Source organism: Nonomuraea sp. NPDC050733 (assembly GCF_040654215.1).
Classification (GTDB): domain Bacteria; phylum Actinomycetota; class Actinomycetes; order Streptosporangiales; family Streptosporangiaceae; genus Nonomuraea.
In genome coordinates this window covers 241,123-267,578 of the sequence record NZ_JBFAHO010000007.1, presented here as the reverse complement: position 1 = coordinate 267,578, position 26,456 = coordinate 241,123, and the positions used below count along the sequence as shown (strand labels likewise).

The 26,456-nt window shown below is 70.6% G+C and carries 18 protein-coding genes and 2 pseudogenes (1 of these 20 running past the window's edge); 9 read left to right on the top strand and 11 right to left on the bottom strand.

Going from position 1 to position 26,456, the window contains the following annotated elements; all coding sequences use genetic code 11:
- Positions 1-397: 397 nt before the first annotated feature.
- Complete coding sequence (locus AB0H64_RS16250) at positions 398-2,047, bottom strand: hypothetical protein (protein ID WP_357624544.1); 1,650 nt, start codon at positions 2,045-2,047, stop codon at positions 398-400.
- Between the two features lie 330 nt (positions 2,048-2,377).
- On the opposite strand from AB0H64_RS16250, the gene AB0H64_RS16245 reads away from it, so the two are divergent.
- Positions 2,378-2,500, top strand: coding sequence for a hypothetical protein (locus AB0H64_RS16245; RefSeq protein WP_357624541.1), 123 nt, complete (start codon positions 2,378-2,380; stop codon positions 2,498-2,500).
- On the opposite strand, the gene AB0H64_RS16240 is transcribed toward AB0H64_RS16245, so the two are convergent.
- Both AB0H64_RS16240 and AB0H64_RS16235 read right to left on the bottom strand, forming a co-directional pair.
- Positions 2,483-3,568 carry an IS630 family transposase gene (locus AB0H64_RS16240; protein WP_357624538.1) on the bottom strand — a complete coding sequence of 362 codons (1,086 nt, stop codon included), beginning with the start codon at positions 3,566-3,568 and terminating at the stop codon, positions 2,483-2,485. The two genes, AB0H64_RS16245 and AB0H64_RS16240, sit on opposite strands and share 18 nt — an antisense overlap.
- A 113-nt stretch (positions 3,569-3,681) precedes the next feature.
- A pseudogene (locus tag AB0H64_RS16235) lies at positions 3,682-3,872 on the bottom strand (IS701 family transposase); the annotation flags it as partial.
- Positions 3,873-4,331: 459 nt separating this feature from the next.
- Between AB0H64_RS16235 and AB0H64_RS16230 the strand changes: the two are divergent.
- Positions 4,332-4,649: pseudogene (locus tag AB0H64_RS16230) on the top strand (NUDIX domain-containing protein); the annotation flags it as partial.
- Here the strand turns inward: AB0H64_RS16230 and AB0H64_RS16225 are convergent.
- Entirely contained in the window at positions 4,603-5,091 is a 489-nt protein-coding gene (locus AB0H64_RS16225; protein WP_357624559.1) for a transposase, read from the bottom strand. The pseudogene AB0H64_RS16230 and the gene AB0H64_RS16225 overlap by 47 nt on opposite strands.
- Here AB0H64_RS16225 and AB0H64_RS16220 point away from each other — a divergent pair.
- On the top strand, positions 4,978-5,223 hold the full coding sequence (locus tag AB0H64_RS16220) for a hypothetical protein (RefSeq protein WP_357624562.1): 246 nt from the start codon (positions 4,978-4,980) through the stop codon (positions 5,221-5,223). The genes AB0H64_RS16225 and AB0H64_RS16220 overlap by 114 nt on opposite strands.
- A gap of 205 nt (positions 5,224-5,428) precedes the next feature.
- Here AB0H64_RS16220 and AB0H64_RS16215 read toward each other — a convergent pair whose 3' ends face one another.
- On the bottom strand, positions 5,429-5,752 hold the full coding sequence (locus AB0H64_RS16215) for a hypothetical protein (protein ID WP_357624537.1): 324 nt from the start codon (positions 5,750-5,752) through the stop codon (positions 5,429-5,431).
- On the opposite strand from AB0H64_RS16215, the gene AB0H64_RS16210 reads away from it, so the two are divergent.
- Entirely contained in the window at positions 5,751-6,512 is a 762-nt protein-coding gene (locus AB0H64_RS16210) for a hypothetical protein (RefSeq protein WP_357624534.1), read from the top strand. The genes AB0H64_RS16215 and AB0H64_RS16210 overlap by 2 nt on opposite strands.
- 218 nt (positions 6,513-6,730) lie before the next feature.
- On the opposite strand, the gene AB0H64_RS16205 is transcribed toward AB0H64_RS16210, so the two are convergent.
- A complete protein-coding gene (locus AB0H64_RS16205) occupies positions 6,731-6,940 on the bottom strand; it encodes a hypothetical protein (RefSeq protein ID WP_357624531.1) in 210 nt (69 codons plus the stop codon).
- Positions 6,941-7,047: 107 nt separating this feature from the next.
- On the opposite strand from AB0H64_RS16205, the gene AB0H64_RS16200 reads away from it, so the two are divergent.
- From AB0H64_RS16200 to AB0H64_RS16180, 5 genes are all read left to right on the top strand, one after another.
- Positions 7,048-7,626, top strand: a complete 579-nt coding sequence (locus AB0H64_RS16200; RefSeq protein ID WP_357624528.1) for a GNAT family N-acetyltransferase — start codon at positions 7,048-7,050, stop codon at positions 7,624-7,626.
- 269 nt (positions 7,627-7,895) lie between these two features.
- Positions 7,896-8,201, top strand: a complete 306-nt coding sequence (locus AB0H64_RS16195; protein WP_357624527.1) for an acyl carrier protein — start codon at positions 7,896-7,898, stop codon at positions 8,199-8,201.
- Complete coding sequence (locus AB0H64_RS16190; RefSeq protein WP_357624524.1) at positions 8,198-12,157, top strand: amino acid adenylation domain-containing protein; 3,960 nt, start codon at positions 8,198-8,200, stop codon at positions 12,155-12,157. The genes AB0H64_RS16195 and AB0H64_RS16190 overlap by 4 nt, the downstream gene beginning before the upstream one ends.
- On the top strand, positions 12,154-12,888 hold the full coding sequence (locus tag AB0H64_RS16185) for an alpha/beta fold hydrolase (protein ID WP_357624522.1): 735 nt from the start codon (positions 12,154-12,156) through the stop codon (positions 12,886-12,888). The genes AB0H64_RS16190 and AB0H64_RS16185 overlap by 4 nt, the downstream gene beginning before the upstream one ends.
- Entirely contained in the window at positions 12,867-13,886 is a 1,020-nt protein-coding gene (locus AB0H64_RS16180; RefSeq protein ID WP_357624519.1) for an LLM class F420-dependent oxidoreductase, read from the top strand. Before AB0H64_RS16185 ends, AB0H64_RS16180 begins: the two co-directional genes overlap by 22 nt.
- Here AB0H64_RS16180 and AB0H64_RS16175 read toward each other — a convergent pair.
- The 5 genes in view from AB0H64_RS16175 to AB0H64_RS16155 are tightly spaced (each overlapping or abutting the next) and all read right to left on the bottom strand, a layout consistent with a single transcriptional unit that may run on beyond the window.
- Complete coding sequence (locus tag AB0H64_RS16175; protein WP_357624517.1) at positions 13,855-15,123, bottom strand: MFS transporter; 1,269 nt, start codon at positions 15,121-15,123, stop codon at positions 13,855-13,857. The genes AB0H64_RS16180 and AB0H64_RS16175 overlap by 32 nt on opposite strands.
- A complete protein-coding gene (locus AB0H64_RS16170) occupies positions 15,104-18,727 on the bottom strand; it encodes an amino acid adenylation domain-containing protein (RefSeq protein WP_357624515.1) in 3,624 nt (1,207 codons plus the stop codon). The genes AB0H64_RS16175 and AB0H64_RS16170 overlap by 20 nt, the downstream gene beginning before the upstream one ends.
- Positions 18,724-21,768 (bottom strand): amino acid adenylation domain-containing protein, encoded by a 3,045-nt coding sequence (locus AB0H64_RS16165; RefSeq protein WP_357624512.1) that lies wholly within the window; start codon positions 21,766-21,768, stop codon positions 18,724-18,726. Before AB0H64_RS16165 ends, AB0H64_RS16170 begins: the two co-directional genes overlap by 4 nt.
- Positions 21,761-24,883, bottom strand: coding sequence for an amino acid adenylation domain-containing protein (locus tag AB0H64_RS16160; RefSeq protein WP_357624510.1), 3,123 nt, complete (start codon positions 24,881-24,883; stop codon positions 21,761-21,763). The genes AB0H64_RS16165 and AB0H64_RS16160 overlap by 8 nt, the downstream gene beginning before the upstream one ends.
- A protein-coding gene (locus AB0H64_RS16155; RefSeq protein ID WP_357624507.1) for an amino acid adenylation domain-containing protein crosses the window boundary here: on the bottom strand, positions 24,880-26,456 show its 3' portion. Its footprint extends 1,564 nt past the window's final position; 1,577 of the gene's 3,141 nt are visible here — the last part of the coding sequence; the start codon falls outside the window, past its right edge — the gene reads right to left on this strand; the stop codon is at positions 24,880-24,882. The genes AB0H64_RS16160 and AB0H64_RS16155 overlap by 4 nt, the downstream gene beginning before the upstream one ends.

The window sequence follows — 26,456 nt, the reverse complement described above, 5'->3', positions numbered from 1 at the left end:
TCTTCACCATGGATCGCAACACGTCGGGGTTGCTTGTCTCGATCTGCCTCGCCAGCCACTGCTCGGGCGTCACACTGTTGTCCACGGCCATCGCCCTCTCCTTTGATCTTGGATAGCACTCAAAGGATCACGCGATGGCCGCCCCTATTTCACGGTCGGCACGCTTGCGACTAGGTCAAACTCGTACACCACTCCCGTGGACGCAACCGTCGGGGTCACATGGCGACGGCCATCGCGCGATCAGTCGTGGTTTGTGAAGACAACAAAAGATCGTGCGGTGACCGCGAGCCACAGCGTAGACCCTGATGGCTCCTGGAACACGTCGGCGGGGCCTGGTGAGTCACCACCGGATCCCGGCCGAGGTGCCCGGCCCGGCGGCCGGGCACCGGTCGTCGGGTCACTTGAGGATGATCTGATGGGTGGCCTGGGCCGGTCCGGTGCCGCCGTCCCCCGCATAGCTCGCGAGGTAGCTGTACCTTCCGGCGTTGGCGGGCGTGTCGGTGAACGTGTACGTGCCGTCGGCGTTCACCCTCACCGGCGGGAGCTTGACGGTCTTACCGCTGGTGCCCTTGACGTACAGGGTGCGCTGCACGGTGAGCGTAGACTCCGGAGAGGGCGGCCTGTCGCCCGCCGTCAGGACGCCGCTCAACTCCACGGCCGTGCCGGCGACGCCGGACTGCGGCCCTGTCAGGGTGAGCGTGGCTTCGCGCTTGACCGTCACGGTGACGGAGGCGCTGCTGCGGCGGTGGCCGTCGTCGCCGTCCCAGAACACCCAGTAGATCACCTCGCCGATGTACGGCGGCAGCTCGAAGACGGGCGTGTCCTGGAAGGTGAACGTGCCGTCCTGCCGCGTCGTCACGCCGGTGATCGGCAGTTTCGTCCAGCCGGGCAGGTACTGGATCACCGTGAGCGGCTTGAGCCCGAGCGCCTCGCCGTCGGCGCCGGTGAGCCGCCCCTCGACGGTGATCGGCGAGCCGGCGTACGCGTCCGCGGGGGCCGTCACCGTGAGCTTGGTGGCCGGTAGCGCGACGCCCGTCACCCGCCACAGCAGCAGCCGGTCCGTGGAGCTGCGCAGCAGTGCGAAGACGTCCGTGCCGGAGAACGCGACGCCGTCCGGGAGCAGTTCGGCGTCCGGCTGGTCGGCCGCGAACAGCTCCGCGCCCGTCGCCGCGTCGTAGAGGGTGAGGTCGGTGCTGCCCCACTGGCGTCCGGCCGCGACGTACGCGCCGTCCGAGCCGAGCGCCACGGCGGACGGGTACCCGTCCCAGCCGTCGCCGTAGGTGCCGGTCGCCGCCAGGGTCCTGGTGTCGTACCTGGTGAAGTGACCGGGGGCGTCGGCCGCGCTGAACAGGGTGCCGCCGTCGGAGCTCAGGGTGAGGTCGCTCAGGGAGTCGATGCGCCACTTCTTGCCGTCGATCGTGCCGCGCAGCGCGGGGGCGCCGTGGTCGAGGTCGTAGACCAGCATGTCGGCGTGGTGCAGGGCGGTCTGGCCGACCACGAGCGTGTCGCCGGCGGCCGCGAGCACGGGAGGCCGCAGGTGCTCGCCCCCGACCGCCACCGGCACGGGTGTGGCCGCGCTCAGATCCAGGCCGACGACGCCGCCACGGCCGCTGTCGCACCCGTGCCCCACCCACAACCGCTCGCCCAGCAACGCCAGGGTGGACGGGCAGGGGTGGGCCGACAGGTCGATCCGCCGGATGACGGCGAGGCTCGCGGTGTCGATCTCGGCCACCTCGTTCGAGCCGGTGAGAGCCGCGTACAGGCGGGTGCCGTCCGCGTTCACGGCCAGCTCTCGGATGCCGGGCAGGCCGGTGACGACACCGCCGGTGAGGTTTCCGTCAGTGCCGGCCACGATGATGCGGTCGCCGGCGGGAACGAACACCCGGCCGCCGCCGACGGCCAGGTCGGCGGTGTAGGAGTCGGCGACCCCGAGGTCGGTGGTGGTGCCGGCCGCCGAGGCGGCGGGGGCCGTGACGGTGAGCAGGCCGGTGATCAGGCCGGCGGCGCCGCAGTAAGCGGCTAATCGGCGAACCAGGGATGGGGACACGAGAGCCTTCTGCCGGAATGGGAACATGTGTTCTAGTAACTTCTCATGGGTGCTCCCACGTCAAGATCATTCGGTCGTGCGACACCAAACCGTGATCAAGCACCCTCCGGGGTTCGAGACCGGGACGATTGTCGGTGCCCGCCGACATAGCGGCACCTGGTGGTTCCGCGTGGAGGGGCGGGCCGGGCTGCTGGAGGAGGTGTCCGAGGACGGGCGGGTGAGCGTCAGGACGGCGGACGGTCGGCGGTTCAGGGGGCACCAGGCCCTCGGCCCCGGCGAGCGGCGGGTCGGCCCGGACGGCCACAGGTTCCACGACGGCCGGGACTTCTGGTGGCACACCGGCACAACGACTGGGAGCCGCAGGGGCACCGCGTCGACCTGGCGACGGGGGAGCTCGCCGAGGAAGGGCTGCCGGAGTTCTTCGACCCGTCTCTGCTAGTGAGCCGGTTTTGAGATTCGGTCGCAGTAGCGGCAGATGCGGTCGAGGATCTGGTCGGCGGTCTTGGTCCAGCGGAACGGCTTGGCGTTGTCGTTCCAGAGCTCGATCCACTCCTCCAGCGCGGCCTTGAGGGCCTCCAGGGAGCGGAAGCTGCCACGCTCCAGGCAGCGGCGTTCTAGCTCGGCGAACCAGCGCTCGACCTGATTGATCCAGGAGGAGTAGGTCGGGGTGAAGTGCAACGTGAAGCGCGGATGGGCCACCAGCCAGGCCTGCACCACTGGTGCCTTATGGGTGGACAGGTTGTCGCAGATGAGGTGGACCGCCAGGTCGGGTTCGACCTGGCGGTCGATCTCGTCGAGGAAGTCGCGGAAGTCGATGGCGCGGTGGCGGGCCGACAGCTTGCCGATCACTTTGCCTGTGGCGGTGTTGAGTGCGGCGAACAGGTCCACGGTGCCGTGCCGGACGTAGTCGAAGCTGCGCCGCTCGGGCACGCCGGGCAGCATCGGCAGTATCGGCGCGCTTCGCTGCAACGCCTGGATCTGCGGTTTCTCATCGACGGCGAACACTGCCGCATGGGCGGGCGGGGCCAGATACAGCCCGACCACGTCGCGGATCTTGTCGATCAGCAGCGGATCAGTGGAGATCTTGAAGTTCTGGGTGCGCCAGGGTTGCAGCCCGAACGCCCGCCAGATGTTGGCCACGCTGGTCGGTGAAATGCCCACCTGGCGGGCGAGTTCTCGTTTGGACCAGTGCGTGGATCCGGCCGGCACCTCCTCCAGCGTGCGCACCACCACCTCCTCCACCTGGGCGTCGGTGATGGTGCGCGGCACGCCCGGCCGAGGCTCATCGGACAGCCCGTCCAGCCGATGAGCCAGGAACCGGCTGCGCCAGCGCGCCACCGTCTTGCGGTCCAGCCGCAACCGCGCCGCCACCGCCACGTTGCCGCCGCCCTCGGCGCAGGCCAGCACGATCCGCGCCCGCATCGCCAGCCCCTGCGCCGTCGAACGACGTCTGGCCCAGCCCGTCAACGTCCGCCGCTCGTCCTCGGATAACACCACCGGCTCCAGCCTGCTGTCTGCCACCTCTCCAGCAGACCTCAGCCGCCAGACACCGTCACCACTGCACGGACAATCTGAAACGAGACAAACCTCATGTGGTGTCCCGGATACTCGCGGCCGGCTCATTCTCGACCCGGCCGCACGTCCTCGCGCACGGCGTCGGCGTCCCAGCGGGCGGTACGCAGCAACCGCTGCGGCCCGGCCAGCCCGGCATCTCGGCCAGGGTCCAGCAGTTCTTACGGTCGAGGTCGGCCAGCAGACCGCGCACGTACGCGGTCGCGGCCCGGCGGGGCTCGACGCGGCCGAACCGGCCGCCGATCCGGGTCATCAGCTCGTTGAAGGCGACCATCCAGCCATCAGGATCTACGCTGTGGCTCGCGGCCACCGCACGATCTTTTGTTGTCTTCACCAACCACGAATGATCGCGCGGTGGCCGTCGCCATGTGACCTCGACCCCTCAAGATCCCGAAGTGTCACTGGAGTAGCGATCACGGGGGAAAGGCGGCCCCTCAGATGGCCGTAGAAGGCCGTTCGGGTAGGTGGTGGACTTCTTGGGATGCTCCGCATTTCGATCGCTCCAGAGGGGCTCTGAGCCTTTGCCAAATGCGTGCGCAAATCTCTGTTGGACGGGGACGCTCGGGGAAGTTCCCGCAGGTCAGCGGCAGATTGAGCCTCTGTCGCATTCCTGACTTCTAATCCGACGGTCGCAGACATCCGATCTGCCTAGCGTGTCAAGTCCTTGGCACTGGCGAATACCTTCAAGATCGGTGCCTGGAATTATGGAGGGATGTCTGGTCCAAGAATCCGCGTCGCTGCCTACGTCATCCGCTACCGGTCCACCCCGGAGCTCCTCGTCTTCGATCATGTCGACGCGCCCGAAGCCGGTACCCAAGTGCCGGCGGGAGGGGTCCTGCCGGATGAAAGTCTGGAACAAGCTGTTCTGCGGGAAGTCGCAGAGGAGACCGGCTTGACCGAAGTCGCCATCGTCGGGCCCATTGCGGTGGACCACAGACCTCGTGAAGATAACGGCCAGCCGCGGCAGACGACGTTCTTCCAGCTCACCGCCGACCCCGATAGCGCTGATGCATGGCACCACCGTGTTCATGGTGATGGCGCGGACGCCGGTATGGAGTTCGCGTGCCGCTTCGTCCCGTTACCGCTGGTAGAGGTGTTGGCCGACGCTCAGTACGCTTGGTTGAGTCGCATCGATGGACGAGGAGGGAAGGCGGTGAGCTCGTCATAGGTCTTGCTTTTCTGCAGGCAGTGGAACAGGCAGCCGAGCATCCGGTTGAAGGTGTTGCGTAGCGCGCTGGAGTGCCGTTCGCCTTCGGCGCGTCGCCGGTCGTAATGCTCCCTGGGCCCCGGTGCTCGCGGGCGGCAAAGGCCCACACGTACCCGGCGGCGGCCAGGCGCTGATTCTTCACCTTGCGGTGATGGACGAGCAGGCTCTTACCCGAGGCGCGGGTGATCGGGGCTGCGCCGGCGTAGGCCTTCAGCGCGCGGGCGTCGGCGAAACGGGTGCGGTCATCGCCGAGCTCGGCCAGCACCCGGGCGCCGGTGAGATCGGCAAGGCCCGGGAAGCTGGTGATGACGGCCGCGTCCGGGTGCTGGTGGAAGGCCTGGCTGGTGGCTTCGGCGAGATCGTCAGCGGCACGGCATGCCGCATCCAGCTGCAGTAAGAGCGCCTGGACCTGGCGGCCGGGTGCTTCCTCGACCAGCGGGAGCTGGTGAAGGTGTTCTTCGGCGAACAGCGCCTGCAGACGGCTGGTCCAGATGGCGATGTTGCGCTGCCGGCCCGCGGCGCGCAGCAGGGCGTGCAAGCGACGGGTGGTGAGCTTGGCGGCCGCGGTGGGCGTGGGCGCTGCTTGAAGGACGGCACGAGCCTCACGGGGTCAGGCCGATGTTCTTGACATGGAAGGCCTTCAGCGCTGCGGGGAAGTACTCCCGCAGCAGGGATCGCAGCTGGTTGGCCAGTTGCTGACGGTTCCAGACAGCGTCTTGTTGTGCCCGGGCCAGCACGGCGATCGCCTGACTCAGGGCCGGATCCCGTCGCAGGTCAGCTGCCCTGACGAGGCGGTGATCGCTGCAATTCCCAAGCTGACAGCGCCGCCTTTTCTCCTTTGCCGTCAGCCCAGGAGTGCGGAGTTCGCTAAGGTAGCAATCTTCGGATGGCGCAAGTTTCCGGAGTCTTTGAAGGCGAACGCCCATGATGAACCTTGACCAGACGCCTGCGCGACTCCGTCTCGACGCCGCGTTGAACGGCATGGCCGTCACCTTCCGTGGCATGACCGCCCGTCCTGATGAGCACAACTGTGAGTGCCACTGGGGCAGCGCGGAAGAGCTCGCGCAGTTGAAGGTCCCTGACGTGGAGCTGAACCTTGATCTCCTGCGTCGCGCCTGGCAGCCCAGCGACTGGGATGACCATGCATCCGTGTTGCGCCGTGTTCTGCCCCAGTTGTCGAGGGCTCTCGTCGGCGGTCTCGTCGAACCACTCTTCGGTATGGAGGAGGTCGGACGTTCATTCGCTCGCGGCCAGTGGCAGCAGTGGCCTGACGAGCAGGTTGTAGCGGTATGGGAATTCCTGAACGCTTGGTGGGCGCACACTCTCATCGACCCGGATCCCGCCGTGCCCGCGCACGAGGTTCTCGCACTGTGCAACGAAGCCTCTGCCACACTCAGCCCCTGGCTGCACGTCTGGGCAGCGCAGACGTGCAGCGTGGCCGACAACCACCTGGCCAAAGCGGTGGCGCACTGGGAGTACGACCTACTGGGAGACCAGCTCCCCTGGGAATCCTGGGAGGCCGAGGAAGAGACGCGTATCGAGTTGACGGCCTGGCTGATCCGCAACGCCCCTGCCCGGCTCCGTACCCAGAACGCCCCCGCAGAGCTGCTCCATCGGATACGCCTGCTCGGCCTCGCCGGCCCCGCCCGTTGGGAAGACCCTCACTGGCCTGGCCACCGCTACTGAGTCAGTGCCCACCGCGAAATGGTCACCGCTCCTGGACGTCATGCAATGGCGTGTGCTTGGGCGGTCAGGAACTGCCGTCAGCTCGTCCCACCCACGCTGCTGATCGTGCAGCAAGGTCCCAGCTCACGGCACGAAACCGAGTTTCCGAGCGGGACACCACCTGCTTCTTGCTCATGGCACCCCACCTCGATGTATGCATTCAGCGTTTCAAGGCATCCTCAGCGATGTGCGCCGCATGCAGAGTCCGCCTGCTCGGCCGTGCCCAGGGTGGCGATGGCGCTGGCGACGATCTTCAGTAGATCCTCGCGGTCGCTCTCGGACAGGCCGTTGACGAAGCCATACAGAATCTGGGCGGTCACCACCCAGCGCGACCGCGGGCTCCACTCGTTGAGGCGCCCAGGCGTGCCGAAGATGGCGTTCGTCCACAACAGGCAGCTTGGGTGGATGTGACTATCGACAGGCACAGCGCGGACGAGCAGAGCGCTGGTCGATACTCGAATGACCGGCAAGTGGCTCGTGCGCGAGAATGCAGCCCATGTCTCAGGCGAAACTGCGCACCGACCGCATCGAGCTTGTTCCGCTGTCCGACGAACACCTCGAACACGAGATCGAGCTCGACGCTGACCCCGAGGTCATGCGGTACCTCGGCAACGGCCGTGCTCGTAGCCGTGAGGAGGTCGAGGTTCTCCATGGGCAGCGGCTCGCGGTCGCGGGTCGCGTTGCGGGACTGGGTTTCTGGGCCGGGTTCGTCGACGGGCAGTTCGTCGGCTGGTGGATCCTGGAGCCGCCGGAGCGCATCGATCAAGGGCCGGTCGAAGGGCAGGCCGAGCTTGGCTACCGGCTCCTGCGTCGCTACTGGCGCCAGGGATTGGCCAGCGAGGGAGCCCGCGAACTCATTCGACACGGGTTCGAAGATCTCCGACTGCTCCGCATCTTCGCCGAGACCATGGCGGTCAACACCGCCTCCCGTGCGACCATGACCGCACTCGGCATGGAGCATGTCCGTACGTTCCACATGGAGTGGGACGAGCCACTCCCCGGCAGCGATCTTGGTGAGGTCGAGTACGCGATCACCCGAGAGCGGTGGCTCGCTTGCCAGGCGGCCAAAGCCTGAGTGCTCGCCGAAGACCCCACCACAAGGATCGCGGCCGTTCGTTGTGTCCTGCTCGCTTACCGTGTCGCGCATGCCTCCGGAGCGAGCCTGGTGGAGGTGGGCGTCGACGACCTCGAGATCACCAGGCAGTAGCCCACCACGCTGCGGAGCCATGCGCGTGGCTCCGGAATCCCGAAAAATACGGGCTTGTGGTGGATTGCGGCGCTCGGGAAGGATGCTGGGAGGTGGACGGTGATCCCGTCCGATCGCAGGCTAGACAAAGGACGCGGATGACCCAGGCCGACGCGGTTGCATCTCTTGTGGAGCGAAGGTTAGGCCGCGCTCTCGATCCCGATCTCAACTTCTTCGAAGCCGGCCTCGACTCGCTCGCCCTGGTCGAGCTGCACGACGAGATCACCAGCACACTGGGCCTGAGCCTGCCGGTCACCGCGATGTTCACCCACCCGAACCTGCGTGCCCTCTCGCACCTGATCACACAGGGCCAGGCGCCCGCCAGGCAGGACGGCGCCCGTCGACGTCCGCTGGGCGGCAGCCGCCGCGACGTGCGTGCCAGGATCCGTGAGGACGGTCGGTGACCCCTCACGAACAGCCCATCGCCGTGATCGCGATGGGGCGCTTCCCGCAGGAGGTGGGGGCGGCCGAGGAGGCCGGACACGATCCTGGGGCACAGGTCGTCCGGCTGTACGGCGGAGTGGGCAAGGCCTGCGCGGCGCTGCTGGCCGGGGAGTGCGAGCTGGCCGTGACCGACGCCGGCGAGCTGCCACCGGGTACGCTGCGCGGCACCCTGGTCCTGCGGCTCCTCGACCGGGCGTTGCTCGACGGCGACCTGGTGCACCGGGTGATCTGGCCCGACGACCTCGAGGTGGAGGAGGGCTATCCGCCGGTGCACGCTCCGGGTGACGGCCGCCCGCGCGTGGTGGTGTGGTCCGGCCGCACCCACGAAGAGGCGGAGTCAGTACGGCGGAGCCTGGCCGGTTTCTTCGCCGGACTGCCGGAGAATCGCTACGCCGACGCGGCGGGCACCCTGCAGCAGGGACGCGTCCACCACACCGTGAGAGGTGCGGTGGTCTGCCGGAGCGCCGCGGAAGCCGCTCTCGCGCTGGGCCGCGAGCACGTCTACGAGCAGGGGCCGGTCCGCCTGTCCTTCCCCGATGAGGCAGCCGGTCTGTACGGCGTGGAGCGGGTGTTCACCGAGGCCGTGGACGTGTGCGAGGAGGCCTTCGAGGCGCGCGGCGTCGAGGTGCCACCCGCCTTCGCCACCGCCTACGGGCTGGCCGCCACCCTCGCCGCCTGGGGCATCCGCCCGGAAGCCCCGGACCCGGCCCTCCTCGCGAGTGACCCTCCGCTGGAGGAGGCGCTCGCCGGCCTCGCGCAGGAAACGGCCGGAGCCGAGGTCCGGGTGGGTGACGATCTCGCGGGGCTGCTGGCCGCCGTGGCCAGGTTCTGGACGGGCGGCGGCCGGGTGGACTGGGCCGCGCTCGATCCCGATCACCCGCTGCAACGCATCCCCATCCCGAGGCCGCAGCCGGAGCTGCCCGCCTCCGTTGAGGAGCCGCGTCCGCTGTCGGCGGTGCCGTACTCCTTCTGGGTTCTGGAGCAGCTCGCGCCGGACAGCGGCGTGTCGAACCTGGCGGTGGCGCTCAGGTTCGAGACACCGCTGCGCAGGCTGCCCCTGCAGTTCGCGGTGAACCGGCTGGTCAAGCGGCATCCGGCCTTGCGCCTGCGGTTCCCCGTGGTGGGCGGGGCGCCCGTCAGGCACCTGGTCGCGCCCCAGGAAGCCCAGCTGAAGGTCGAGACGCGGGCCACGACGGAGGAGACGCTGGTCGCCGACCTGCAGTCCTTTCTGGACGAGCCTTTCGACCTGGGCCGCGATCTCCTCATCAGGGTGGGACACTTCACCCTGCCCGACGGCGCCGGGACCGTGGTGTGCCTGGTCGGCCACCACATCATCATCGACGGCGCCTCCCTGCAGCTCCTGGTGGAGGAACTGGGCCGCTTCTACGACAGCCAGACCGGGCACGGCACGCTGCCGCCCGAGTTGGCGGGGCCCGCGCCGATGCTGGAGGCGGGGGAGCCGTCAGATGAGTCGATCGGCTACTGGCTGGACCGGCTCGACGGCGTCGACCCCGCGGCCATGGTGCTGCCGGGGAGCAGGCATTCGCCGCCCCATCCGACGTTCGCCGGCCACACCTGCTCGTGGCGGGTCGACGCCGAGACGGTGGCGGCGCTGGACGAGCTGCGGGCCGGTCTGCGCACCACCGGCAACATCGTGCTGGCCACCGCCTTCCTGCTGACGCTGCGGGGGCACGGTGCCGGCCCGGACCTGGTGATCGGCATGCCGGTCAGCACCAGGACGGGCGAGGAGCGCAAGCACGTCGGCTACGCCGTGAGCACGCTGCCGCTGCGCGTCCACGTCGAGCTGGACGACGACTTCGAGCAGGTCGCCAGGCGCGTGGAGGAGGCTTTCGCGGAGGGGATCGAGCACGCGGACGCCTCGGTGGAGGCGGTGCTGACCCGCCGCGGGCACGGCACGGACGACTGGCGGGTCCCGCTGTTCCGGCACATGTTCAACTACCGGCCCTGGAGCGACGAGAAGGTACACATCCAGGGCACGGTGCCCGGGTACGTCGAGAACCTCATCGACCGCAGCCGCCTGGACCTGCAGTGCAATGTCATCCAGGAGCCGGATCGGCTCACGATCCGCATGGGGCACAGCACCGAGGTGCACGACGAGGACGAGATCGCGGCCTTCGCGGCCAGGATGTGCGCGGTGGTGCGGCAGGCGGCGCGCGGCAGGGTGCTGGACGTGCTCTCGCCGGCGGACCGGGAGCTGCTCGACCGGGTCAACGACACGCGCCGCACCTGGCCCGGCACGCTGGTCGAGCGCATCGTGCCAGGCCCGGCCGTGGCAGTGCGCGAGGATGGGCGCGAGGTCAGCTATGACGAGCTGCTGGGGCGCGCGGCCGCGGTCCGCGACCTGCTGCACGAGCGAGGGGTACGGCACGGCGACGTCGTCGCCCTGGCCCTGGATCGTTCGGCGGACCTGGTGGCGGCGGTGCTGGGAGTGTGGCAGGCGGGAGCGGCGTTTCTACCGCTGGACGTGCGGCAGCCGGAGGCGCGCCTCGCCTACCAGGTGGCCGACTCGGGTGCGCGGCTGGTCGTCGCGGCGGGCACGCCGCAGTGGGCGGGTGAGACGCCGGTCGCGCCGATGCCCAGCACGCTGGGGGACCCCGTACCACCCAAGTGCGGAAATATCGCTTATGTCATCTACACTTCCGGCTCCACCGGGCGGCCCAAGGGTGTGCAGGTCACGCACGCGAACCTGACGAACCTGGTGCTCGACTTCACCGACCGGCTCGGTGCGCCCAAGAGCGTTCTGTGGTCCACCACCACCTCTTTCGACATCTCCTGGCTGGAGTTGCTGTTGCCGCTGGCCTCTGGAGGCACCGTGGTCGTGGCCTCTGACGAGGACCAGTTGCAGCCGGGCAGGTTCCTGGACCTGATCGCCGCGGCCGACGTCCAGGTCGTGCAGGCCACGCCCACCGCGTGGCGGCTGATCGCGCCGGAAGCCCGGCAGGAGCTGGCCGGGCGCACGGTGTTGTGCGGCGGCGAGCCGATGCCCGCCGCCCTGGCCAGGGACCTGCTGGAGCTGGGCTGCCGGGTGTTCAACGTCTACGGGCCGACGGAGACGACCATCTGGTCCACCGCCGCCGAGCTGCGCGAGCCGCCGCTCGATCCGGTCCCCGCGGGGGAGCCGCTGGCCAACACCCAGATCTTCGTCACCGACGCCGCGGGCCGCGAGCTGCCGCCGGGCGTGCCGGGCGAGCTGTGCGTCGCCGGTGCGGGGGTGAGCGCGGGCTACCTCAACCGGCCCGAGCTGACGGCGGAGCGCTTCGGGCACCACGACCGGTACGGCAGGTTCTACCGGACCGGGGACCGTGCGCGGATCCGCCACGACGGCACGCTCGAGCTCCTCGGCCGCGACGACAGGCAGGTCAAGCTGCGCGGCCACCGCATCGAGCTCGGCGAGGTCGAGGCGGCGCTGCACGAGCACGAGGCGGTACGGACGGCCGCGGTGATCCTCGACGGCGACCCGCAGACCGACGGACGGCTCGTCGCCTTTCTCGAGGTCACCGGCCAAGCCGCTGATGGAGAGCTGTGGCGCTTCGCCAGGACGCGGCTGCCCGACTACGCCGTCCCCACCCGCTACATCGTCACCGACAGGCTCCCCACCACCGCCAACGGGAAGATCGCCTATCGCGAGCTGGTGGTGCCTGACGAGGGTGGCGCCCCGGCGCAGGAGGTGGGCGACGGTCTGGTCCAGCAGGTGGTGGCGCTGTGGCGCGACCACCTGAAGCGGCCTGGGCTGGGGCCGCACGACAACTTCTTCCTCAACGGCGGCCACTCCGTGCTGGCCGTCCGGCTGATCCGTCCGCTGGAGGAGCTGGCGGGGCGTGCCGTCTCGGTACGGGCCGTGTTCGACCATCCGACGCCGGCCGAACTGGCCCTGCATCTGGGGGAAGCCCGATGACGCCGTGGTTCGTTCAGGTCAAGGAGGGGGAGCGGGCGCTGGTCACCTTCCCGCACGCGGGTGGCGGTCCGGCTTCGCTCGGCGAGCTCGCCGGACATTTGCCGCCCGAGGTGGGTTTGTGGTCGGTCAACCTGCCGGGGCGTCAGGCCAGGCTCGCCGAAGAGCCACGGACCGACCTCGACGGGCTGGTCGAGGACCTGGCGCGCGACCTTGCCGGGTGGCGCGAGCCGTACACGCTGTTCGGCTACTGCAGCGGGGCGTTGCTGGCCTTTCTCGTCTGCCGTCGCGTGGTCGAGCTGGGCGGGCGGCCGGAACGGCTGATCGTGGGCTCGTTCGCCGCGCCGGATGTGACCTTGCTGCTGCGCCGCCTGCCGTCGCTGCCGTCGTGGCTGTTCTGGGAGCAGCTGATCGCTCTCGGCGGTGTCCCGCCGGAACTGGCCGATCGGGAGGCGCTCTGGCCGGTGCTGGAGCCGGCGCTCCGCGCCGACTTCGGGCTGCTGGCCGGCTATCACCACCGGCCCGGACCACCGCTGCCGGTGCCCATCTCCGTCCTGTACGGCATCCGGGACGCCTCGCTGACCAGGGGCGGCTTGCTGGGCTGGCGGCGGCAGAGCGTGCACAGGCCCGCGTTGAAGGAGCTCGACTCCACCCACTGGCTGGCCGAGGAGACTCCGGACGCCCTGGCAGCCGCGATCGTTGAGGAGATGGGATGCGCCTCGGTTACAGCATGAGCTACTGGGGCGGCGCGGGCCTCGGCCCGGCCGACCACCTGGCGCTGGTACGAGAGGCGGAGGCTCTGGGCTATTCGTCCGTGTGGGCGGCCGAGACCTACGGGACCGACCCGGCGAGCCTGCTGGCCTGGATCGCGGGCCAGACCGAGCGCATCGCGCTGGGCACCGGCGTGCTCCAGATGTCGGGACGCAAGCCCGTGGTCGCCGCGATGACGGCGGCCACCATCGACCAGCTCTCGGGCGGCCGTGCCCGGCTGGGCGTGGGCCTCTCCGGTCCGCAGGTGGTCGAGGGCTGGCACGGCGAGCGCTTCGACCGGCCGCTGGCCCGCGCTCGCGACTACCTCCAGGTGGTGCGCAAGGCGCTGCAGAGCGAGCCGGTGCGGCACGACGGAGCCACGATGACGCTGCCCCTGCCCGGCAGCGAGGGCAAGGAGCTGACACTGGCCGTCTCGCCGGTGCAGGAACGGCTGCCGATCTATCTGGCGGCGATGGGACCCAGGACCGTCGCGCTGGCCGGCGAGCTCGCCGACGGCTGGCTGGCCATCCACTTCCCGCCCGATCACCTGGCCAAGATGGCCACGCACCTGAACCGTGGCGACATCGACATCGCGCCCATGGTGCTCACGCTCGTCGAGGAGGACCAGGAGCTGGCCTACGACATGATGCGGCCCATGCTCGCCCTCTACCTCGGCGGCATGGGCTCGCGCCGTACCAACTTCTACAACCGTCTGGCCGCCACGCTCGGCTTCGAGCAGGAGGCCGCCCGCATGCAGGAGGCCTTCCTGGAGGGGCGGCAGGGCGAGGCCATGGCGATGCTGCCCGACGCGCTCGTCGACGCGATGACCATGTGCGGCCCCGCGGGCAAGGTGCGCGAGCGGATGGCGGCCTACCAGGAGGCGGGCGCGACCACGCTGATCGTCGGCCTGGTCACGCCCACCCGGCGGCTGCGCAGCCGCCAGCTACGGCTCATTGCGAGTCTGGCTCCGGCATCCCCTTGAGCTTGGCCAGCGGCGACCAGGCCATCGCCGCGATCGGCACCAGCGCGCCGATGGCGACGACCACCCACAGCGTCGTACGCGTCCCCACGGCGCCGGCCAGCAGGCCGGCGCCCAGCGCGCCCAGCGGGGCGGGGATCAGGCCCAGCGAGTAGATCGACGCCACCACGCGGCCCTGCAGGTGCGGCGGGGTGATCGTCTGCACCAGCGTGGTGTTGGTGACGAAGAAGATCTGCGAGCTGACGCCGCTGACCAGCTGCGCGACGACGAGCATGGCCACCGAGGCCCAGACCGGTCCGATGGCCAGCGGGATGAGGAAGAGCGCGAGGTTGCCGTACACCATCGACCACACCAGCACCTTGCCGATCGCGTAGCGCCGCATCACCTTGACGGCGAACAGCGCCCCGATGATCGCGCCCACGCCGCCACCGGCCAGGATGCTGCCGAACCACGCCGCGGGCACGCCCAGGTCGCGGATCACGTACAGGGCGTAGATCGAGTTCATCGAGCCCAGGATGAACAGCGAGTACACGGCCGAGGAGACGGCCAGCGGCCGGATCAGCTCGTGCCGCATCACCCAGCCCATGCCCTGCCAGATCGCCTTGTGCACCTGCCCGGCGGTCGTGTCGTCCGGCTCCGGCCGGGCTTCCGGCCGCTTGATCAGCGACACCGCGATCGCCGAGGCCAGGTACGACACCGCGTCGATGACCAGCAGCGCGGGCGCGGCGAGCACCTTCAGCAGCGCCGCGGCCAGACCGGGGCCGAACGTCTGGGCGGCCGACTCGGTCAGCTGCAGCTTGGAGTTGCCCTCCAGGAAGTTCTCCCGCGGCACCAGGAACGGGAAGTAGCTGCGGTAGGCCGTCTGGAAGAGCGTGCTGAGCAGCCCGAGGGCGAAGATGACGCCGTAGATCCAGGCCAGCGTGAGCATGTCGGCGAACCACGCGACGGGGATCAGCATCAGCAGCACGAAGCGTGCCACGTCCGTCCAGATCAGGATGGGCCGCTTGCGCACCCGGTCGGCCAGCACGCCGAAGAGGAGGAAGAACACCATCGGGAGCCGCAGCAGGAAGCCGACGACGCCCATCTCCGCCTCGGAGGCGTTCAGGACGGTGACCGCGATGACGGGGAACGCGAAGAGGCTGATCGCCGAGCCGAACTGCGACAGGCTCTGGCCCGCCCACAGCCGCAGGAAGTCGGGGTACTTCCAGAGGCTCGTCTGCTCACTGGTCGGGGATGCCATGATCCATCCACCTTCTGATCTCGGTGGCCGCTCCGGCGACCAGGGGTTCGTACAGGATCGGGACGCGTTCCTCAGGGATCGGGACGTGCGCGAACCGCCCCTTGGCGACGGAGGACCAGCTGCCGTCCTCGCGCTTGGGCGCGAAGAGCGCGACGTCGCCGTCGTAGGGCTCATGCCGGTAGCCGCCGACCGCGTGCGCGTTGGCCCGGAACACGGCCAGGTAGCGGCGCGCCTGCTCGACCTCGGCGGTGTCGGGGGCCAGCCGGTCGGCGGCCGAGGCGGCGCCCATGACCGCCAGCAGCCGCTCCTCCGGTGGCCGGGCGGCGAGTTCGGCCATGTCCAGCCCGAGGGTCTCCTCAGGTCCGCCGGCCAGCGCGTGGAACAGCAGGACCGTGTCGTCCTCCAGCGACGCGCTGGCCACGGGCTCCTCGGCATTGGCGTAGAGGAGCACGACGAGCGGCACCTCCTCGCCGCGCTCGCGCAGGCGCCTGGCCACCTCCAGAGCGATGTTCCCGCCGATGCAGAATCCGCCCAGCACGTACGGCCCCGCCGGCCGCACCTCCAGCAGGTCGGCCACGTAGGCGTCGGCCATCTCGGCGAGCGTGGCGTGCGGCTCCTCGCCGGGCACGAGCCCGCGCGCGGCGATGGCGTACACCGGCTGGTCGGCGCCGAGGCGGCGGGCCAGCGGGTGGTAGCGGAAGACCTGGCCGCCGAGCGCGTGGATGAAGAAGATCGGCGTACGGTCACCGTCCGGGTTGAGCGGCACGACGTGGCTCGGTGGCGCGAGGTCCTCGGGCTGGCGGAGCACCCTGGCCAGCGCACTGATCGTCGGTGCGGCCAGGACGGTGGCGACCGGCAGGCTCCGCCCCAGCTCCTGGCGGATGCGGGCGGCCAGCCGCAGGGCGCTCAGCGAGTGGCCGCCGAGCTCGAAGAAGTCGTCCAGGATCCCGGCCGCGGGCACCTTCAACACCTCTTCGTAGATCGTGGCGAGGCGCGCTTCCACCTCATCACGAGGCGGCACGTACGGCCGGCCGCTCGCCGTCTCCGGCGGGGGCAACGCGGCCCGGTCGAGCTTGCCGCTGCGGGTGAGGGGGAAGGCGTCCAGGTGCACCCACCGGCGCGGGATCATGTGGTCGGGCAGGACGTCGCGGAGGTCGGGTACGTCGCCTCCCACGATGTAGCCGACCAGGCTGTGCTCGTACGCCATGACGGCCGCGTCGCGGACTCCCGGCTGCGCGCGCAGGGCGGCCTCCACCTCTCCGGGTTCGACGCGCATGCCGCGGATCTTGATTTGGTGGTCGGTGCGGCCGAGGTATTCGAGCTCGCCGGTGGGCAGCCAGCGGGCCTGGTCGCCGGTCTTGTAGAGGCGTTGACCGTTGGGTGCGGGGAGGAAGCGTTCAGCGGTGAGTGCCGGTTTGCCCAGGTAGCCGCGGGCGAGTTGGACGCCGCCGATGTAGAGCTCGCCGGGTGTGCCGATGGGGACCGGGCTGAGGTGCTGGTCGAGGACGTGGAGGGTGGTGTTGTCCACCGGCCTGCCGATGGGCACGATCGGTTCACCCGGCCGGCAGGGGTGCCAGGAGACGTCGACGGCCGCTTCGGTGGGGCCGTAGAGGTTGTGCAGTCCGGGTAGGTCGATGCCGGGTGGGAGGGCCTCGCCGGAGCAGATGATCCGCGGTGGGGGCTGGATGTCCTCTTCCTCCAGGAAGGCTTGGAGCATGGAGGGGACGAAGTGTGCGGTGGTGACTCGCTCGGTCTTGATGAGGTCGCGGAGGTAGGCGGTGTCGCGGTGGCCGTCGGGCCTGGCGATGATCATGGTGGCGCCGGTGATGAGCGGCCAGAAGAGTTCCCAGACCGAGACGTCGAAGGTGGTGGGGGTTTTGTGCAGGACGCGGTCTTGCGGGGTGAGCTGGAAGGTGTCCTGCATCCAGCGCAGCCGGTTGACGATCGCCCGGTGGGAGACGCCCACGCCCTTCGGCCGCCCGGTGGATCCCGAGGTGAAGATGACGTAGGCCAGGTTGTCCTCGTGCACCGGTGGCGGAGTGCGGCGACCCCCCGAACCCGCGGCGGTGAGGACGATCTCGGCTCCGGCGTCGGCGAGCATGCCGCGGCGCCGTTCCTCGGGATCGGCCGGATCGAGGGGCAGGTAGGCGCCGCCGGCCGCCAGCACGCCGAGGAGCACGACCGGGAGGTCCAGGCCGCGCTCCATGCAGACGCCGACCGGCTGGTCCACCCGCACGTCCAGCCCGGCCGCCACCTCGCGGGCCCGCTCGGCCAGCTCGCGGTAGGTCAGCCGCTCGCCCTCGAAGACCAGCGCCGTCGCGTCCGGCGTCCGCTCCGCCTGCTCGAAGACCAACTCGTGCAGCATCCCGCCCGGGTGGTCGGACGCGGTGGAGTTCCAGAGCGCGAGCAGAGCCGCATCCTGCGGCGAGATACCGATATCTCCGGATAATGCGCGGAGGTAGTGATCCCGGATCGCCGCGATCTGGTCGGCGGGGAACTGCGTGGTGTCGTAGGAGATGGTCAGCGTCAGCCCCTGGCCGGGCGTCCGGACGAAGGCCGCGCTGAAGGCGAAGTCGGTCTGCTCGAAGAAGTCCTGGCCCTCGATGGGTGTGGCGGCGCCGCCCCGTACGTGGAAGTCGCGGAAGTCCACGTGCGTGTCCAGCAGGCGCGCGCGACCGCTGGCGCGCTGGATCTCGAAGAGCGGGAAGTGCCGGTACGGCAGCGCCGCCACCTCCGCCTGGAAGACCCGCTGGACCAGTTCGGGAGCGTCGGCGCGCACACGCAGCGGGAGGGTGTTGAGGAACAGGCCGAGCACCTCGTCACCCGCCTCGCTCTCCGGGCGGCTGTGCGTGAGCATCCCCGTGAGGACGTCCGGGTCGCCGGTCAGCAGCGCCATGACGCGCACGTGCGCCGCGAGCAGCACAGAGCGCAGGGGCACCCGGGCGGCGGCCGCCTCCTCGGCCAGCGCTTTCGCCAGGTCGTCGGGGAGTGCCGTGGCGAGGACCTCGACCTTGCGCGGTCCGCCGGTGGGGTAGCCGGGCATCCGGGGCAACCGGCCCTCCGGCGCCTCGGCGATCGCCTCCCGCCAGAACTCCGCCGCCTCCGGACGGGCGAGCACGGCCTTCTCGGCCGCCACCAGGTCGCGGAAGCGCGCCCCCGGCGGTTCCACCGGCAGCCCCGGCGTCGCATAGCGCGCCAGCAGCTCGCTGACCAGCGTCGCGACGCTCCACCCGTCCAGGATCGCGTGATGGAAGTAGACGGTCAGCGCGAACCGGTCGGCCTCGGGCCGCACGTGGACGCGAAGCAGGGGAGCCCGCGTCCAGTCGAACGGCCCGTACTCCGGCTCGCCGTCGGAAACGGTCAGCGGGATCTCCGCGCGGTCGTGCACAAGCTGGACGGGCTCGCTGAACCCGGTCAGGTCGAAGGAGGTCCGCAGGACCTCGTGCCGCGCCGACAGCTCGTCCAACGCCCTGACCAGCGCAGCCTCGTCGAACGTGCCGCGCAGCGTGAGCGTGGTGTGGTCATGGAAGGTCACGCCGTCCAGCTCGCTGTGGTACAGCATCCCGGCCTGGAGGGCGCTGAGCGGGTAGGCGTCGATGATCATCGCGTGAGTCTCTCTCTGTCCGCCGGGCTGAGCAGGTCGAAGGCTCCCGCCGTGGGTTCCGGTACGGCCTGCCGCGGCCGCAGGGCGGTGGCCAGTTCGGCGACCGCCTGATGGGTGAACAGGTGCTGCAGTTCCACGCCGTAGCCCATGGCGCGCAGCCGGGCCACGACCTTGAGGCTGCTGATCGAGTCGCCGCCCACGGCGAAGAAGGCATCGTTCCTGCCGACCCGGTCGAGGCCGAGAACCTCCTGCCAGACCTGCGCGACGGCGCGTTCCGCTTCGCCGCGTGGCGGCTCCCACGGCAGGTCGGCCCGGCGGTCGGGGGCGGGAAGGGCGGCGCGGTCGAGCTTGCCGTTGGGAGTGACGGGCAGGCGGTCCAGCCGCACCCACGCTGTCGGGATCATGAAGTCTGGCAGCAGATCGGTCAATGTGGGGGTGTCGCCGACGACGTATCCGACCAGGCGGCCGTCCACCAGCTTGGCCGCCGCTCCTGTGACGCCCGGCTGTTCGCGCAGGACGGCTTCGATCTCGCCGAGCTCCACGCGCATGCCGCGGATCTTGACTTGGTGGTCGGTGCGGCCGAGGTATTCGAGCTCGCCGCTGGGCAGCCAGCGGGCCAGGTCGCCGGTCCGGTAGAGCCGCCCGCCTCCTGGCGCGGGCAGGAATCGCTCAGCGGTCAGGCCGGGCCGGTTGAGGTAGCCGCGGGCGAGCTGGACGCCGCCGATGTAGAGCTCGCCGGGCGTGCCGATGGGGACCGGGCCGAGGTGCTCGTCCAGGACGTGCAGGGTGGTGTTGTCCACCGGCCTGCCGATGGGCACGATCGGTTCACCCGGCCGGCAGGGGTGCCAGGAGACGTCGACGGCGGCTTCGGTGGGGCCGTAGAGGTTGTGCAGTCCGGGTAGGTCGATGCCGGGTGGGAGGGCCTCGCCGGAGCAGATGATCCGGGGTGGGGGCTGGATGTCCTCTTCCTCCAGGAAGGCTTGGAGCATGGAGGGGACGAAGTGTGCGGTGGTGACTCGCTCGGTCTTGACGAGGTCGCGGAGGTAGGCGGTGTCGCGGTGGCCGCCGGGCCTGGCGATGATCATGGTGGCGCCGGTGATGAGCGGCCAGAAGAGTTCCCAGACCGAGACGTCGAAGGTGGTGGGGGTTTTGTGCAGGACGCGGTCTTGCGGGGTGAGCTTGAAGGTGTCCTGCATCCAGCGCAGCCGGTTGACGATCGCCCGGTGGGAGACGCCGACGCCTTTGGGCCGCCCGGTGGAGCCGGAGGTGAAGATGACGTAGGCCAGGTTGTCCTCGTGCACCCGCACGAGGGGTGCCGGGGCCGCCTGCCCGTTCGCTGCCGTGAGCACCAGGTCGGCACCCGCGTCGGCCAGCATGCCGCGCGTCCGCTCCGCCGGGTGGTCAGGATCGAGCGGCAGGTAGGCGCCACCGGCCGCCAGCACCCCGAGGAGCACGACCGGGAGGTCCAGCCCGCGCTCCATGCAGACGCCGACCGGCTGGTCCACCCGCACGTCCAGCCCGGCCGCCACCTCGCGGGCCCGCTCGGCCAGCTCGCGGTAGGTCAGCCGCTCGCCCTCGAAGACCAGCGCCGTCGCGTCCGGCGTCCGCTCCGCCTGCTCGAAGACGAGTTCGTGCAGGGTCCCGCCCGGATGCTCCCGGGCGGTGGCGTTCCACCGCGAGATCTGCTCTCGCTCTTCGGCCGGCAGGATGTCCAGGCGCCCCACCGGCACGTCGGGCGCCGCCACCACCGCACGCAGGAGTGCGGCGAACCGCCGCGCCAGCCGCTCGATCGTCTCCGGCCGGAACAACTCGTCGTTGTAGACGAAGCGCCCCTCCACCAGCTCACCCCGCTCGGCGGCGTAGAGCTCCAGGTCGAACCGGGTGGTCGTGCTGTCCGGCTCGAAGCCCTCGCCGCCGTCGCGATAGCTCTGCAGCGCGAACAGCACCTGAACCAGCGGCGGGCGGCTGACATCGCGTTCGGGGTCCAGCTCGGCGACCAGCTTCTCGAAGGGCAGCTCCTGGTGGTCGTAGACCTCGAGCGCCCCATCCCGCGTACGGCGAAGCAACTCGGCGAACCCGGGATCGCCCGCCAGCCGCGCCCGCATCGGGAGCAGGTTGACGAACAGCCCCACCATCTCCTCGAACTCCGGCCTGGTCCGCCCGGCCACCGGCGATCCCACCGCGAAGTCGGTCACGCCGGACCAGCGGGCCAGCAGCACCTGGAAGGCGGCGAGCAGCCCCATGTAGAGCGTCGCCCCCTCGGCCCGGCACAACTCGCGGAACGCCGCCACGTCCAGCTCGACGTCGTGCCAGCCGCCCCGGAAGCCCTGCCGAGGCGGGCGTGGCCGATCCAGGGGCAGCTCAAGCACCTGCAACCCGTCCAGCTCACCGCGCCAGAACGCCAGGTCACCGGCCAGACGCGCGCCGCTCAGCCGCTCTCGCTGCCACAACGCGTAGTCGCCGAAACCCAGCCGTGGTCCGCTCTCCGGCGGCGCCAGGAGCTCGCGGAGGATGAGGTCGGCCGACCAGCCGTCGGCGACGATGTGATGGACGGCGACGAGCAGCGCGTGGTCGTCGGGCGCCATCCGTACCAGGGTGGCGCGCAGCAGCGGACCGGTCGCCAGCTCGAAGGGGAGCGCGGCGTCGGTGCTGAGCACCTGTCTGGCCGCCGCCTCCGTCGTCACGTCCACGACGCGCAGCGGGACACGTACCCGGTCCGCCACCCGCACCTCCGGCCGTCCATCGGGGCCGGCGGGGAAGGTCATGCGCAGGCTCTCGTGCCGGGCGACCACGGCGTCGAGCGCCTGCCGCAGCCGCTCGGTGTCGAGCGGGCCGCGGAGCCTGGCCGACACGGGCAGCACGTAGGCGCTCGTCCCGGGGGCGAACTGCTCCATGAACCACAGCCGCTCCTGGGCGAACGACAGCGGCGGATCGCTGCCCTCGGCACGTCGCGGGATCTCCTCCGCAGCGCCAGTGTCAGTGCCCAGGCCCGCCACCGCCTTGCGGAAGCGGGACTCCACGCGCGCACGCCGCTCATCCACGCTCGTCGGCCTCCTCGGCCAGGCGCTCCAGCGCCGCGGCCAGCAGGCGTGGCGTCGGGTGGGCGAAGGCCAGCTTGAGCGGCACCTCCAGCTCGGCGGCCGCGGCGATGCGGGCCGTGGTCCTGGTGGCCAGCAGCGAGTGGCCTCCGAGCTGGAAGAAGTCGTCCAGCACGCCCACTCGCTCCAGCCCCAGCACCTCGGACCAGACCATGCAGACGAGCTCCTCGGCCGCGCTGGCCGGCGGCTCGTACGTCGCGCTCAGCGGCTGGCCCGGTGCGGGAAGGGCATTCTGGTCGACCTTGCCGCCGGGCGTCAGCGGGATGCGATCGAGCGAGACGATCACGCTGGGCACCATGTGCGGGGGGAGCTCGGCGGCGAGATGGTCGCGTAACGCGTCTCCGGCGTCGTGGACGGCGTAGGCGATCAGGCGGTCGTCGCGGACCACCACGGTGGCCTGCCGTACTGACGGGTGGGCGAGCAGCACGGATTCCACCTCGCCCGGCTCCACGCGGTAACCGCGCACCTTCACCTGCCGGTCCAGGCGGCCGAGGATCTCCAGCCTGCCGTCCAGGCGGAAGCGGGCCCGATCGCCGCTGCGGTAGAGGCGTGAGCCGTCGGGGCCGGGGACGAAGCGCTCGCCCGTGAGGGCGGGGGCGCCCCGGTAGCCGCGCGCCAGGCCGTTGCCGCCGATGTGGAGCTCGCCCGCGACACCGGGCGGAACCGGGAGCCCGTCGGGGGCCAGCACCTGGAGCGTGGTGCCGGGCAGGGCGACGCCCACGGTCGGGCGGCGCAGCGCTTCGGCGGGGTCCATGTCGGCGGTGGCGGCGATGATCGTGGTCTCGGTCGGGCCATAGCTGTTGATCAGGCGAACGCCCGGGGGCCCGGACTCGTACCAGGTGGCCAGGGCGGGGCCCGGCAGCGGGTCGGCGCCCAGGATGAGCAGCCGGAGACCGGGCGGCCAGGCGACGTCCATGGCCAGCAGTTCCTGCCAGTACGACGTGGGCAGGTCCAGCACGGTGAGCGCGGAACCCTCCGGAGTCTTCAGGAAGTCGGGCAGCGGGTCGTCCGGGCACAGGACGAGCTCGGCGCCGGCGGCCAGCGCCGGGTAGATCTCCTCGGCGTGCGTGTCGAAGCTCGGCGAGGCGAACTGCAGGACGCGGTCGCCCGGCCCGAGCTCGTAGTGCTCCCGCATCCAGCTCACCCGCGAAGCGAGCGCTTCGCGCGGCACCTCCACGCCCTTGGGGCGCCCGGTCGAACCCGAGGTGTAGATCACATAGGCCAGCGAGCCCGGCACTGTGGCATGGGTTGATCTTTCCGACTCGTGTAGATCATCCTCGTCCAGCACCAGGGCCGCGCCCGCGTCCGCCGCCATCCACCGCAGCCGCTCCGGCGGGTAAGCCGGGTCGAGCGGCAGGTAGGCGCCGCCTGCCTTGCCGACGGCGAGCATCCCGGCGATCAGCTCCACCGAGCGCTTGGCGCGCAGGCCCACGACCGTGTCCGGGCCGACTCCGGCCTTGGACAGGCGCCCCGCCAGCGCGGCGGCCATGGCGTCCAGCTCGGCGTAGGTGACCCGGCGGGTGCCGTGACTCACCGCCGGCGCGCCGGGCGCCAGCCGTACGCGCTCCTCGAAGAGGTCGAGCACGTCGCGCGCGGCCGGCTGCGGGGTGTCGAGGACCGGCAGCCTGTCCTCGGGCAGGATCATCGCCGCGCGCAGCGCGGACAGCGACGCGCCCGGGTCGCCCGCGACCGTCTCCAGCACCCGCTCCCACCGCCGCAGCAACCGCGTCGCGGTCTCCTCCTCGAACAGGTCGCTGGCGAAGGACAGCATCGCCCAGAGGGAGCCGTCGAACTGGGTGATGTCCAGCATCAGGTCGAACTTCGCCTGTGTCGCCCCCGGGTCGAACATCTCCACTTCGATGTCCGGCAGCGGAAGGGCGGAGGCCTCCTTGTCCTGGATCACGAACATCGCCTGGAACAGCGGCGTCGTGCTCAGGTCGCGGCGGATGCCGAGGTCGTTGAGCAGGCGTTCGAAGGGGATGTCCTGGTGCGCGAAGGCGTCCAGGACCGTTGCCCTGGTCCGCGCGAGCAGCGTGCGGAAGGACGGGTCGCCGGACAGATCACCGCGCAGCACGAGCGTCTCGGGGAAGAAGCCGACGACGTCCTGGAGTTCCGGGCGATCACGACCGGCGATGACCGAGCCGACCGTGACGTCGTCCGTGCCGCAGTGCGCCGCCAGCAGGAGCTGGTAGGCGGCCAGCAGGACCATGAAGAGCGTGCCGCGCTCGTCCCTGGCCAGCTGCTCCAGGCGGGCCGTCAGCTCGGGGCCGATGCGGCGCGCGCAGTAGTCGCCACTGGGTCGGCGTACGGCCGGCCGCGGCCGATCCGTAGGCAGGTCGAGCGGCTCCACGCCGTCGAGCTGGGCCCGCCAGTAGTCCAGGGACTCCTGCGACGGCTCGCGGCCACGCTGCCAGGCCGCATAGTCGCGGTAGTCGACCGAGGGTGTGCCCAGCCCGGCCGCGTTCCCGGTGTAGCAGGCGGCCAGCTCGGAAAAGATGATCTTAAGTGACCAGCCGTCGGCCACCAGGTGATGCAGGACCAGGCAGAGCACATGATCGGTTGCCGACAGCGTGATCAGGTGCACCCGCACCAGCGGGCCCGTGGCCAGGTCGAACGGCGCATTGGTCAGCCCGGCCACGATCGCCGTGGCGCGTGCCTCGCGTTCGGACGCGGGCAGGTCCGTGAGGTCCACCAGCACCGGATCGAGCTTCAGCTCCGGCTCGACGACCTGGACCGGACTGCCCTCCACGGCGGGGAAGCGGGCCCGCAACATCGGGTGCCGCGCCGCCACGGTGCTCAGCGCCCTGGCGAGGTCCTGGGTGGACAGCTCACCCCGCAGCCGCTGCACCATGTACATGTTGTAGGAGGCATCGGCGGGGTCGAGCCGCTGCAGGAACCAGAGCCGCTCCTGTCCGTAGGAGAGCGGCGCCGGCGCGTCCGGATCGCTGCGCGCGGGAATGCCGGTGGGTCGCGCCTTCGGTTGCCGCAGGAGCTTGCGCTCCAGCGCCGCACGCTGTTCCGGGCTGAGCCGGGCCAGCCGCCCTCTCACCTCACTCATCCGTCCGCGCCCTCCGCCAGGAGATCGTCCAGTTCGACGTCGCCGAGCTGGAGCTCCAGTACGGCCAGCGCATGCTCGGCCACCGTGGTGAGCTCGAAGCAGACCTGCAGGTTCATCTCGATCCCGTACGCCTCCCGGTACCTGGTGATCAGCAGGACGGCCAGCAGCGAGTGCCCGCCGAGCGCGAAGAAGTCGTCCTCGATGCCCACCCGGTCACGGCCGAGCAGCTCGCCCCAGAGCGCGCACAGCTCCTCCTCCAGCGGCGTCTCCGGCGCGACATAGGTGGTGCCCAGATCGCTGCGGCCGGGCCCGGTGGGCGGCGGCAGCGCGGCGCGGTCGAGCTTCCCGCTCGGACCCAAGGGGAACTCGGTGACCTGCACGAACGCCTGCGGCACCAGCGTCGGCGGCAACTTGCGCGCCAGCCCGGTCCGCATCTCGTGCGACAACTGGCTCGCCTCGCCCGTCCAGTTCACGTACGCCACCAGCCCGCGGCCGCCCGGCGCGTCGTCGCGCAGGGCCACGACGGCCCTGCGCACCTGGGGGTGCTCGGCCAGCGCCGCCTCGATCTCGCCCAGCTCGACTCGCCAGCCGTGCACCTTCACCTGGTCGTCGATGCGGCCGAGGAACTCCAGCTCCCCGTCGGCGCGCAGTCTGGCCAGGTCGCCGGTGGCGTACAGGCGCGCGCCCGGCGGGCCGTACGGGTCGGGGACGAAGCGTTCGGCCGTCAGCCCCGGCCGTCCCGCGTAGCCGCGGGCCACCTGGACGCCGCCGATGTGCAGGTGACCGGGCACGCCGACGGGCATCGGCTCCAGGTGCTCGTCGAGGACGTGCAGGCGGCAGCCGGGCATCGGGCGGCCGATGGGGATCACCGTCTCGCCCGGCCGGCAGGCGTGCCAGGAGACGTCGACGGCCGCCTCGGTGGGGCCGTAGAGATTGTGCAGCTCCACGCCGGGCAGGCGGTCGAAGAAGCGGGCCACCATCCTGGGGGACAGCTCCTCGCCGCTGCACACCACGCGCCGCAGGGACGTGCACGACTCGATGTTCGCCTCCTCCAGGAAGAGGGCGAGCATCGACGGCACGAAGTGCATCGTGGTGACCCCGTGCCGCTTGATCAGGTCGCGCTGGTGGCTGGGGTCGCGGTGGCCGCCCGGCCGTACCGGGACGAGGCAGGCGCCCTGCAGCAGCGGCCAGAAGAACTCCCACACCGACACGTCGAAGCTGGTCGGGGTCTTCTGCATCACCACGTCGCCGGCCGTCAGGCCGAACGTCTCCTGCATCCAGGCGAGGCGGTTGACGATGCCGCGGTGGGTGTTGACGACGGACTTCGGCCGGCCGGTCGAGCCCGAGGTGTAGATCAGATACGCGGCGTCGTCCGGTCCGGTCACCGGCTCGAGATCGCCGGAGTCGAGGTCGTGGTCGTCCTCCAGCAGCACCACCTTGATCGACCCGCCGGGTAGGAGGTGGCGCTGGGTGAGCAGCACCCGTGCGCCGCAGTCGGAGAGCATGAACTCCAGCCGGTCCCGCGGGTATTCGGGATCCAGCGGCACGTACGCCCCGCCCGCCTTGAGGACGG